At 69.4% G+C, this 10,730-nt stretch carries 9 protein-coding genes; 6 read left to right on the forward strand and 3 right to left on the reverse strand.

Annotated elements, in window-relative coordinates; all coding sequences use genetic code 11:
- Positions 1 to 7: 7 nt before the first annotated feature.
- A complete protein-coding gene (locus tag ACQ0O7_RS42260; protein ID WP_430791555.1) occupies positions 8 to 697 on the reverse strand; it encodes a histidine phosphatase family protein in 690 nt (229 codons plus the stop codon).
- A gap of 497 nt (positions 698 to 1,194) precedes the next feature.
- Between ACQ0O7_RS42260 and ACQ0O7_RS42265 the strand changes: the two genes are divergently transcribed.
- On the forward strand, positions 1,195 to 1,797 hold the full coding sequence (locus ACQ0O7_RS42265) for a LysE family transporter (protein WP_430791556.1): 603 nt from the start codon (positions 1,195 to 1,197) through the stop codon (positions 1,795 to 1,797).
- A 1,042-nt stretch (positions 1,798 to 2,839) separates the two neighbouring features.
- On the opposite strand, the gene ACQ0O7_RS42270 is transcribed toward ACQ0O7_RS42265, so the two are convergent.
- Positions 2,840 to 3,520 carry a DNA alkylation repair protein gene (locus tag ACQ0O7_RS42270; protein WP_430791557.1) on the reverse strand — a complete coding sequence of 227 codons (681 nt, stop codon included), beginning with the start codon at positions 3,518 to 3,520 and terminating at the stop codon, positions 2,840 to 2,842.
- Between the two features lie 129 nt (positions 3,521 to 3,649).
- On the opposite strand from ACQ0O7_RS42270, the gene ACQ0O7_RS42275 reads away from it, so the two are divergent.
- Positions 3,650 to 4,321: an acVLRF1 family peptidyl-tRNA hydrolase gene (locus ACQ0O7_RS42275; protein ID WP_430791558.1), complete on the forward strand. Its 672-nt coding sequence runs from the start codon at positions 3,650 to 3,652 to the stop codon at positions 4,319 to 4,321.
- On the opposite strand, the gene ypfJ is transcribed toward ACQ0O7_RS42275, so the two are convergent.
- Positions 4,314 to 5,219 (reverse strand): KPN_02809 family neutral zinc metallopeptidase, encoded by a 906-nt coding sequence (ypfJ, locus tag ACQ0O7_RS42280; RefSeq protein WP_430791559.1) that lies wholly within the window; start codon positions 5,217 to 5,219, stop codon positions 4,314 to 4,316. The two genes, ACQ0O7_RS42275 and ypfJ, sit on opposite strands and share 8 nt — an antisense overlap.
- 218 nt (positions 5,220 to 5,437) lie before the next feature.
- On the opposite strand from ypfJ, the gene ACQ0O7_RS42285 reads away from it, so the two are divergent.
- The 4 genes from ACQ0O7_RS42285 (at position 5,438) to ACQ0O7_RS42300 (ending at position 10,452) form a co-directional block, all read left to right on the forward strand.
- Entirely contained in the window at positions 5,438 to 7,042 is a 1,605-nt protein-coding gene (locus tag ACQ0O7_RS42285; protein WP_430791560.1) for an ABC-F family ATP-binding cassette domain-containing protein, read from the forward strand.
- Between the two features lie 424 nt (positions 7,043 to 7,466).
- Entirely contained in the window at positions 7,467 to 7,694 is a 228-nt protein-coding gene (locus ACQ0O7_RS42290; protein WP_014441759.1) for a helix-turn-helix domain-containing protein, read from the forward strand.
- On the forward strand, positions 7,691 to 8,482 hold the full coding sequence (locus ACQ0O7_RS42295; RefSeq protein ID WP_430791561.1) for an enoyl-CoA hydratase/isomerase family protein: 792 nt from the start codon (positions 7,691 to 7,693) through the stop codon (positions 8,480 to 8,482). Before ACQ0O7_RS42290 ends, ACQ0O7_RS42295 begins: the two co-directional genes overlap by 4 nt.
- A gap of 74 nt (positions 8,483 to 8,556) precedes the next feature.
- Positions 8,557 to 10,452 carry an ABC transporter ATP-binding protein gene (locus ACQ0O7_RS42300; protein WP_430791562.1) on the forward strand — a complete coding sequence of 632 codons (1,896 nt, stop codon included), beginning with the start codon at positions 8,557 to 8,559 and terminating at the stop codon, positions 10,450 to 10,452.
- Positions 10,453 to 10,730 lie beyond the last annotated feature (278 nt).

Consider the following 10,730-nt stretch of genomic DNA (forward strand, 5'->3'; position numbering starts at 1 on the left):
GTCCGCTTCACGCCGGCGGCAGGTGGTCGATCTCGTTGTACCGGTCCAGCGTCAGCGACCCGTCCACCAGCACGAAACGAGAAATCGAAGCATTGTGTACGCGGCCCGACGCGCGCTCCACCGCCAGCACGTCATCCCAGCTCAACTGCTCGATGACCGCCCGCATCATCAGCACCACCGCATCGTGGGCGACCACCATGACCCGCCGGCCCGGATGATCGGCGCGCAGGTCGTCCAGAAAGGACTTCAACCGCACCGCGATGTCGGCGAACGACTCCCCGCCCGGTGGCGCGTACTCGTATTCGCCCGCCGCCGCCCGCCGTGCCGCCTCGGACGGGAACCGGGCCGTCACCGCCGCCCGGGTGAGCAGCTCCAGATCACCCATCAGCCGGTCCACCAGCCGGTCGTCGGTCCGGGCGTCCGGGAAGTCCAGTTCGGACGCCCAGGCGGCGATCCGCCACGTCTCGCGGGCCCGCAGATACGGGGAGGTGATCACCACCTCGGGAAGCCGGTCCGCCGGCAGCCCCGCCAGCCAGCGGCCCACCGCGGAGGCCTGCTCCTCACCCCGCTCGGTGAGCGGAACCTCGGCATCACGCCCACTCACCACCGTCTCCATCAGCCCGTTCGCGTCGGCGTCGGGGTAGACGGCGTTGGCCAGGCTCTGCCCGTGCCGGACCAGAATCAGTTCAGCGACCATGATCGAACCCTACCGACCACACCACCTGTCGGTCACGGTCCGGATCCATCAAGAAGCGTCCAGTAACTGCGCCAAACGCGCGAAAAGACCCGCAGTTGCATCCGCAGGTCCCATCCGGACGTGCAAAAGACCCGGCGCCCAGCCCCATCCGCCTCCCATCGCGCCTTCCCCGCCGCGCCCTCCCGTCGTGCCCTTTCCTGTCGTGCTCTCCCGGCCGTGCTCTTCCCCGTCGTGCTCTCCTGGCCGTGCCCTTTCCCGCCGTGATCTTTCCGTCGTGCCCTTCTCTCGCCGGGCGTGGTGTGGCCATCGGCGCTACCCCGGCGAGACGTGTGGGCGGTTGTGGCGGCGGAAATTCGTTGGCCGCGCGCCGGCCGGAACGTCGATGATGGCGACGTGACCGAGAAGAAGTCCTTCCCCGCTGTCTCTGTCGTCGCGGCCGTCCGGGCCAGCCGACAGCAGACGGCCACCGGTGTGACAGCGGGTGTTCGGCAGCGGTCATGAGCGGGGCGTTCCTGGCCGGTGTGCTCGCCGGTTACGGAATCGCTGTGCCGGTCGGCGGCATCGGCGTGCTCATCGTCGGCCTGAGCGCCCGCATCTCCCTACGGGTGGGGGCGGCGGCAGGCCTGGGCGCGGCGACCGCGGACGGCATCTACGCCCTGGTGGCGGTGGCCGGCGGCGCCGCGGTCGCCACCGTGATCGCCCCGATCGCCACCCCTCTGCGCTGGGCCGGAGCAGCCGTCCTGCTGGCGCTGGCAGCCTGGACCGCCCGAACCGCGATCCAGAACTCCGGAGTCACCGAACGACCCGTTCGCCCGGCCACCCCACTTCGCGCGTACCTCGGAGTCCTTGGCCTGACCCTCCTCAACCCCGCCACCGTGATCTACTTCGCGGCCCTGGTCCTGGGCAGCGGAGGCGCCGGCGGAGGAGCCTGGTTCGTCGCCGGAGCGTTCCTGGCGTCGGCCAGCTGGCAGTTGCTGATAGCCGGCGGCGGATCCCTGATCGGCCGCCTCCTGACCAGCGACAGAGGCCGCCTGATCACCGCCCTGGTCTCCAGCGTCGTGATCGCCGGTTTCGCCCTCCACCTGCTCCTGACCACCTGACCCCAGATGAAGCGAGCGCCGGTGTTCCCAAACCCCGGCGCTCGCTTCATCAAACGATCCGGCCGGACAGTGACGCCGGGTCGGCATGGTCTGGGTTCTGCCGCACCGAAGCCTCCTGGGAACCAGCCCCCCGGCCGTCCCGTCTCCGGCCGTCCCGTCTCCGGGCGTCCCGTCTCCGGGCGTCCCGTCTCCGGCCGTCCGGTCTCCGGCTGTCTGGTCTCCGGCTGTCTGGTCTCCGGCCGTCCCGTCTCCGGCTGTTCTGTCCCTGGCTGTTCTGTCTCTGGCCGTGCTGTCCCTGATCGTTCTTCCCCGGATGGCTTTGCCCCTGGCCGTTCCGTCCCGGCGACGATCGAGGCGAGGAACGCGCCACCGAACTCGTGACGGTCCACAACGGCCTGGGCGGCGGCTAGGCCGCCGGTCTCGGCCAGCAGCCGAACCAGGTGTGTAAGCGCGTGCCGGTCCCCGTCGTCGGCCCGCCTCCGCAGCAGGTCGGCCCGGCCGATCTCGTGCAGGTGAGTGTTGAGCGCCCGAACGGCATGACGGTCGTCCCGGCCCAGGAGGTCGAGTTCGGACCATCGGCCGGCCACAGCGAGAAGCCGCATGTGCCAGAGATGGGAGTTGTGCCGGTAGTGGTCAGCCCCGTGACACTCGGCATGCCCGGCAACCAACCCGATGGCCTCCTCCCAGTCCTGGCGCTGCTCAGCCGCAACGGCACGCTGGTGCCACTCCGCGCCGCCCACCTCCAGAACACCGCCCTGCTCGGACGCGCCGGCTGGTGTGTCGTGTGCTCGCGGTGTGGTGCGGAGATCCGGAGCCGAGTTGTCTCCGTCGATGAGAGCCGGCCTCCTTCATCCCTCTCGCATCGCTGTCCGGTCGTGGTCATCGGCCCGCCTGCCCTGGCGGCGAGTAGCGAACCTCGACGGCTCAGGCGAATGCCGGCGGTCGGATCGTCCCGGGGCGAACCCAAGACCGTCGACATGCCCGGAAACGGCTGGTTGTGGACTAGGAATGAGTCGATCACGGGACGGGATAGCCGTGAGTGTCATAGATGCTTGGCGGCCTCCCGGACGGACAACGGCGACATGTGGTCGGCGTGAGCGGTCAGGAAGGCTCGGACCGCTTGGGGATCGGTGCGGGCGTAGTGGCGCAACGCCCAGCCGATCGCCTTGCGGACGAAGAAGTCGCGGTGGCCGGCCTGCGCCGTGCAATACGCGAACAGCCGCCCGGTGTCGGTGGCCGGCCCGTAGAGCAACTGGTGCAGGATCGCCGTCCGGACCAGCCACATGTTCTCCTCGGTGGCCCACTCGTCCATCCGGGCGGTCAGCGGTGGATGGCGGCGGACCAGCCCGGCGACCACATGGGTGGCGAGCGGATCCACTGTGTCCCACCAGGATCTGGTGGTGATCAGCTCGGCGGTGGTGTCCAGGAACGCCGGGCCCGGGATCGTGATGTGCCTCGTCAGGTAGTCACAGGCGAACAGCTGGAACTCCCGCTCCTCCCGCGCCCAGCACGCCAGAGCCACCGCACGGAGGTCGGCCTCCCCGGGTGCCGGCAGGCCTTTCAGCGCCATCCGGGCCTGAGCCCGGCGGACCGCGCTGGTCAAGCCGAGGAAGGGGAACTGATCACGCATGTAGGCGGCTGCCCCGACCGCCCGCACCGGATCGCGGGCGGCCTCGAACGCGTTGGTGAGACGGTCCATCAGGTCCGCGGCGAGGTCGCTCATGGCACGAATCCTGCCACCGCGGTCCGGCCGGAGGCCGGTGGAATCCGTGCGCCTGTGGATGACGGAAAGAGGCAGCCGGGGCCTGTGGACAACGGCCGGCGGCGGTTCGGCGGGCCGTAGGGTGTGGGGGTGGTTGAGCGAGCGGCCGCCGGCGGTGGCAAATGGGTGGACATCGCGCCGGAGCGACTGCCGCGATGGCTGGATAATTTCGGGAGGCGGCATGGGACGTTCCGGGAGGAGGGCCTGATCCTGATCGCCTCGGACGGTGCCACGGCCGAGCTGCATCCGCCGCCGGGGGCTCGATCGGCACCCACCGTGAGCGAGCTGATCGATGAGGCCCGGGCGCCGCGGAGGCTGGGGCTGCTGCTGGCGCGCAAGGGCGCGGTCGCGGTCGGGATCGCCGACGGGGAGAAGCTCGTCGCGTCCAAGGTGGACACGCACTATGTGCAGGGGCGGACGGCCGCGGGTGGCTGGTCGCAGCAACGGTTCGCGCGGCGGCGGGACAACCAGGCCAAGGCGGCGGCGTCCGACGGGGCCGGGATCGTGGGGCGCATCCTGGTGCCCGAGGCCGGGTCGTTGACGGCGCTGGTGACCGGTGGTGACCGGACCGCGGTGGACGCGATTCTGGCGGCGCCTCAGTTGCGGGTGGTGGCGGCGTTGCGCGCCGACCGGATGCTGGAGGTGCCCGAGCCCCGGCACGCGGTTCTGGTGTCGGCGGTGGCGGCGGCCCGCGCGGTGCCGATCCTGATCCACGAGCCGGCCGGCGCCGTGGGGCACCGGCCGGGAGACGACGTCAGCTGACGGCGCCGGCTTTGAAGGTGTCGCACCGGGTGGGGTCTCCGGACTCCCAGCCGACGCGGAACCACTTCTGGCGCTGTTCGGACGTGCCGTGGGTGAACTGCTCGGGGTTGACCTCACCGCCGCCGCGGCCCTGGAGCGCGTCGTCGCCGATCTGGCCGGCCGTCTGGATGCCCTCCTGGATGTCGGCGTCGGTGAGACTGGTGAAGATCTTGTCGCCGTCCTTGTCGGTGGTGTTCGCCGCGGAGTGGGCCCACGCGCCGGCGTAACAGTCGGCCTGCAACTCCAGCTTGACCGACTCCTGGTTGGCCGAGCCCGGGTCGCGTTCCTGACGGCGGCGCATCTCGGCCTCGGTGCCGAGCACGTTCTGGACGTGGTGGCCGTACTCGTGGGCGAGCACGTACGGCTGAGCGAACTCGCCCGGGGCGCCGAGCTGTTTCGCGAGCACCTGGTAGAAGGTCAGGTCGATGTACACCTTGCTGTCGGCGGGGCAGTAGAACGGGCCGACCCCGGAGTCCGCGGCACCGCAGGCGGTGCGGACGTTGCCGGAGAAGAGGTGTGTCCGGGCGGGCTGGTACTGCTCGCCGAACGACTCGGGGAACTGCTTCGCCCAGTAGTTCTGGATCGATGTCACATAGAGGCCGTTGCGGCACTCCAGCACCTGGAGTTTCTGCGCGTCGTCGCTGCACTGGGTGAGGGGCTGCCCGGTCGATTCCCCACCGGGACCGCTCAGGCCGCTGATCCCGAAGTAGCCGCCGACCAGGGCGACGATCAGGGTCACCACGATGCCGGCCAGGCCGCCGCCACCGATCGGGAGACCGCCGATGCCGCCGCCACCGCCGGAGCCCCGGCCGTCCTCGATCTGACTGGTGTCGATGTCAGCGCGTTCGTTGAGTTCCATCTTCGTTCCACCTTCACCACGGGTTGCCGGGCGAGTACCCGATGATCTTGCGAACTAATCGAGTGGGAGCCCGGCACGGGTGCCCGGTAGTATGGCGGCGTGCTGCTCTGCGAAGGCTGACCTGCCCCGCGCCGACCGCCCCCGATCGATCGACAGATCCGGCGGCCGGCGCTTTTCTGCGCCCTGAGTCAGCCGAATCACCGAGAGCGAGAATTCACATGATCACCGCCACCGGACTGGAACTCCGCGCCGGCGCGCGCATCCTCATCTCCCCGACCACGCTGCGGGTGCAGCCCGGCGACCGGATCGGCCTGGTCGGCCGTAACGGCGCGGGCAAGACCACCACGCTGAAGGTCCTCGCCGGCGAGGGCATCCCGTACGCGGGTCAGGTCGAGCGGACCAGCGAGATCGGCTACCTGCCGCAGGACCCGCGGACCGGCGACCTGAACGTGACCGGCCGCGACCGGGTGCTGTCCGCCCGCGGGCTGGACACCATCCTCGTCGAGATGCAGAAGCTCGAGGTGCAGCTCGAGGAGAGCTCGGAGGAGAAGCTGGTCCGGCGCTACGGGCAGCTGGAGGACCAGTTCTCCGCCCTGGGCGGCTACGGCGCCGAGGCCGAGGCCGCCCGGATCTGCGCGAACCTGGGTCTGCCCGAGCGTGCCCTGGCACAGACGATCGGCACCCTCTCCGGTGGTCAGCGCCGCCGGATCGAGCTGGCCCGCATCCTGTTCGCCAACTCCGGGCAGAACGGCAAGGGCATCCTGCTGCTGGACGAGCCGACCAACCACCTGGACCAGGACTCGATCGCCTGGCTGCGCGGCTACATGGCGCAGCACAAGGGCGGCCTGATCGTGATCAGCCACGATGTCGAGCTGCTGGACGCCGCGGTCAACAAGGTCTGGTATCTGGACGCGAACCGTTCGGTCGTCGACATGTACAACATGGGCTGGAAGACGTACCTGGAGGCCCGGGAGACCGACGAGCGGCGGCGCCGCCGGGAGCGGGCCAACGCGGAGAAGAAGGCCGGCGCGCTGATGGCGCAGGCCGACAAGATGCGGGCGAAGGCCACCAAGACGGTCGCCGCGCAGAACATGGCGCGCCGGGCCGAGAAGCTGCTCGGTGGCCTGGAGGAGGTCCGCACCTCGGACAAGGTGGCGAAGGTCCGGTTCCCGAGTCCCGCCCCGTGCGGCAAGACCCCGTTGACCGCGTCCGGGCTCTCCAAGTCGTACGGGTCGCTGGAGATCTTCACCGATGTCAGTGTCGCGGTGGACCGTGGTTCCCGGGTGGCCATCCTCGGTCTCAACGGCGCCGGTAAGACGACTCTGCTGCGGATGCTCGGCGGCCTGCTCGAACCGGACACCGGTGAGGTGCGGGCGGGGCACGGGCTGCGCCTGGGTTACTACGCCCAGGAGCACGAGACCCTGGATGTGGACCGGACGATCCTGGAGCACATGCGCAGCGCGGGTTCCGAGCAGACCGACACGGAGCTGCGGAAGATCCTGGGCGCGTTCCTCTTCTCCGGCGACGACGTGGACAAGCCGGCCGGTGTGCTGTCCGGTGGTGAGAAGACCCGTCTGGCCCTGGCCACTCTGGTCTGCTCGGGCGCGAACGTGCTGCTGCTGGACGAGCCGACGAACAACCTCGACCCGGTCAGCCGGGAGCAGGTGCTGGACGCCATCGCCAACTATCCGGGCGCGATCGTGCTGGTCACCCACGACGCCGGTTGTGTGCAGGCGCTGAAGCCGGATCGCGCGATCCTGCTGCCGGACGGCGACGAGGACGCGTGGAGCGACGACCTGTTGGAGCTCGTCGAGCTGGCCTGACAGCCGGTAGGGGCGGGGAGGGGCGGGCATCGTCGATTCTCAGTTGTCAACTGGTGCCCACACAGACAGTGCGATGTTCGGGCGTTTCCCAACAGGTCGGGCACTCGGCCGGCGGTAGTCTGCAAGGTCGAGTGTCACGCCCCGGAGCGATCACAGCACTCTCCGGAGCGATCGAGGGCCTCCCCTCGATCGAGTGTTTTCGCAGGTGATCGATGGTCTTGGGGAGTGGCCCGCCGGCTCGGAAATGCGTGCGGAGTGGCTGCCGGCAAACTGTCTGACATTGATGCCTGTGGTAACCGTCAAGTTCCTGACAGTAATAAATGGGCACGTTCACGGGGGCTGGATACCTGGCGCATGATCGTTCGAGACGGTGTAATAGGTGGGACCGTATCTGACCGCACTGTCTGCGACGTGAGGATTCAAGATGGCAGCCACTGGCACAGCTACCAGTACTGAGAAGGGTCGTCGAATCGTCGGTAGCGAGCGACAGTCGCTCGCCAAGGACCTGGTGAAGCGTTACACCTCCGGCGAGAGCATCCGCGCCCTCGCCGCCTCCACCGGGCGTTCCTACGGATTCGTGCACCGCGTGCTCACCGAGTCGGGCGTGCAGTTGCGCCAGCGTGGCGGCGCACGCCGCCGCAAGAAGGCGTGACGGCCGGCAACGCCGGGCCGGGCAGGACCGACGAGGTAGGCGTTCGCTACGAACAGGACGGGCCGGTAGCGACGGTGACGTTGTGCCGGCCCGACGTTCTCAATGCCCAGACCCCAGCGATGTGGACGGAGCTGGGCAACATTTCCCGGAAATTGCCGGGGGACGTCCGGGTCGTCATTGTCCGGGCGGAGGGACGCGCGTTTTCCGCCGGCCTGGATCTGTCGGCGGCGAAGGGCGACGGCGATTCTTCGCTGTCCCGGCTGGCACAGTTGTCCGCGGCTGACTGTGCCGATCGGATTGCCGGGTTCCAGACCGCGTTCACGTGGTTGCGGAGTCCGTCCTTTGTGACAGTTGCCGCAGTGCAAGGACACGCGATCGGCGCCGGCTTCCAGCTCGCGCTGAACTGCGACATGCGGGTCCTCGCCGATGACGCGAAGTTCTCCATGGCCGAGGTCACCCTCGGACTGGTGCCCGACCTGGGCGGCACGAAACGGCTCACCGAACTGGTCGGGCCGTCCCGTGCACTGGAGATCTGCGTCACCGGGCGGCGGATCGACGCCGGAGAGGCGGACCGGATCGGCCTGGCTACGGCCGTGGTGCCCCGGACCGAACTCGACGGTGCGGTGGCCGACCTGACCGCTGCGGTGCTGGCGGCGGACCGGGGCGCGGTCGCCGAGATCAAGGCCCTGCTCGCGGGTGCGCCCCAGCGGTCGTACGCCGAGCAGGACCGGGCCGAGCGCGAGGCCCAGACACGACGGCTCAGCGAGCTGCTGGGTTCCGGGGAGTAGATCGCCTCCCGGGATTGTCGTACCCACGAGGCAGAATTCGTTCTGCGTCGTCGAGCGGCACCCGGGAGGTGAACATGTCGACCAGCTGGACTGTGCTGCGCTCGATCCAGAACGCGGATCGGGTCAACCGGCACCGGGTGCGGCCCGGCACCACGCGTCGGATCGCGCGCTTCGCGGTGCCGTACCGTCGTGATGTCGGTGTCTTCCTGCTGACCGTGGTCCTCGCGGCCGGCATCGGAGTGGCCACCCCGCTGCTCGCCGGTCAGGTGATCAACACGATCACCGGCGGCGGGGCGGAGGCGGCGGGCACCGTCGTACGCCTCGCTCTGATCATCGCGGGTCTCGCGGTGGCCGACGCGCTGCTGTCACTCGCCCAGCGGTGGTATTCGGCCCGCATCGGCGAGGGCATCATCCTCGATCTGCGGACCCGTGTCTTCGGTCACGTGCAGCGCATGCCGTTGCAGTTCTTCGCGCGCACCCAGACCGGCGCCCTGGTGAGCCGGCTCAACAACGACGTGGTCGGCGCCCAGCGCGCGTTCACCTCGACCCTGTCCGGCGTGCTCAGCAACGTCATCCAGCTGGTGCTCACCGCCGGTGTGATGCTCACCCTGTCCTGGCAGATCACCGCGCTGTCACTGGTGCTGCTGCCGGTGTTCATCGTGCCCGCCCGGCGGGTGGGGCGGCGGCTCGCCGAGATCACCCGCGAGTCGTACGACCTGGACGCCAAGATGAACGCGACGATGACCGAGCGCTTCAACGTCGCCGGGGCGCTGCTGGTCAAACTGTTCGGCCGCCCGGAGGCCGAGGCCGAGCGGTTCGGCGAGCGGGCGTCCCGGGTCCGCGACATCGGCGTCCAGCAGGCGATGTATTCGCGCACCTTCTTCGTGGCGATGCTGCTGGTGGCGTCCCTGGCCCAGGCCCTGACCTACGGGCTCGGCGGCTGGCTGGCGGTCACCGGCGACGTCTCGGCCGGCACCGTCGTCACCCTGGCCCTGCTGCTGACCCGCCTCTACGGCCCGCTCACCGCGCTCAGCAACGTCCGGGTCGACGTGATGAGCGCGCTGGTCTCCTTCGACCGGGTCTTCGAGGTGCTCGACCTGCGCCCGGGCATCACCGAGAAGGACGAGGCGACCCCCATTCCCGCCGGTACGGGCCGGATCGAGTTCCGTGACGTGCGGTTCCGCTACCCCAGCGCCGACCAGGTGTCGCTCGCCACCCTGGAGGACGTGACCACCCTCGACCGGACGGAGAACCCGGAGGTCCTGTCCGGCATCGACTTCACCGTCGAGCCGGGGACGATGGTGGCGCTGGTCGGCCCGTCCGGAGCCGGCAAGACGACACTGTCGATGCTGCTCTCCCGGGTCTACGACGTGTCCGGCGGTGCGGTCCTCGTCGGCGGGATCGACGTCCGGGACGCCACTGTGGACTCTTTGCGGGACACCGTGGGCGTCGTCACGCAGGACTCGCACCTGTTCCACGACACCATTTCCGAGAATCTGCGGTACGCGAGACCAGACGCCACCGAGGAACAGATGTGGCAGGCGCTGACCGGAGCCCGGATCGCCGCCCTGGTGCGCGCACTGCCCGACGGCCTGGAGACGGTGGTGGGGGAGCGTGGCTACCGGTTCTCCGGCGGTGAGAAACAACGTCTCGCCATCGCCCGGCTGCTGCTCAAACAGCCGTCCGTGGTGATCCTCGACGAGGCCACCGCCCATCTCGACAGCGAGTCCGAGGCGGCCGTGCAGCGGGCCCTGACCGAGGCGCTGCGCGGGCGGACCGCGCTGGTCATCGCGCACCGGCTGTCCACCGTCCGGGAGGCCGACCAGATCCTGGTGCTCGACCAGGGCCGCATCGTCGAACGCGGCCGGCACGAGGAGCTGGTCGCGGCGGGCGGGCTGTACGCCGACCTGTACCGGACGCAGTTCGCCGTCACCGGGACGGTCGTTCCGGCCACTGTCGTCGAGCCATGACGGGGTTCGTGGTCTTCGCGGTCGTCTTCGGGCTGATGCTGTGGGCGTTCGCACGGTTCGGCACGTGGGCGAGACGCAAGGGTATCGGCGGCGGCATCATGGGCCCGATCGACTAAGGCGTGTTTTAGAACTCGGTGAGGTTGATCGATGTCACGCGTGGCGGTGATCGATAACTGAAGAGGTCTCCGGTATCTGGTTCTGCGACCAAGCAAGAACTTCATACCGGAGACCTCGTGTCCAGCGTAGCGGTGACGAGGCGGCACGACCTGACCGACCGG

It is taken from the genome of Actinoplanes sp. G11-F43 (assembly GCF_050589265.1).
In the GTDB taxonomy this organism is placed as follows: Bacteria; Actinomycetota; Actinomycetes; order Mycobacteriales; family Micromonosporaceae; genus Actinoplanes.

Bases quoted from the DNA above. Each gene is read 5' to 3' on its own strand.
- ACQ0O7_RS42270 (WP_430791557.1), bottom strand. From the start codon at position 3,520: ATGAGCGACCTCGCCGCGGACCTGATGGACCGTCTCACCAACGCGTTC.
- ACQ0O7_RS42265 (WP_430791556.1), top strand. From the start codon at position 1,195: ATGAGCGGGGCGTTCCTGGCCGGTGTGCTCGCCGGTTACGGAATCGCT.
- ACQ0O7_RS42290 (WP_014441759.1), top strand. From the start codon at position 7,467: ATGGCAGCCACTGGCACAGCTACCAGTACTGAGAAGGGTCGTCGAATC.
- ACQ0O7_RS42300 (WP_430791562.1), top strand. From the start codon at position 8,557: ATGTCGACCAGCTGGACTGTGCTGCGCTCGATCCAGAACGCGGATCGG.
- ACQ0O7_RS42285 (WP_430791560.1), top strand. From the start codon at position 5,438: ATGATCACCGCCACCGGACTGGAACTCCGCGCCGGCGCGCGCATCCTC.
- ACQ0O7_RS42260 (WP_430791555.1), bottom strand. From the start codon at position 697: ATGGTCGCTGAACTGATTCTGGTCCGGCACGGGCAGAGCCTGGCCAAC.
- ypfJ (WP_430791559.1), bottom strand. From the start codon at position 5,219: ATGGAACTCAACGAACGCGCTGACATCGACACCAGTCAGATCGAGGAC.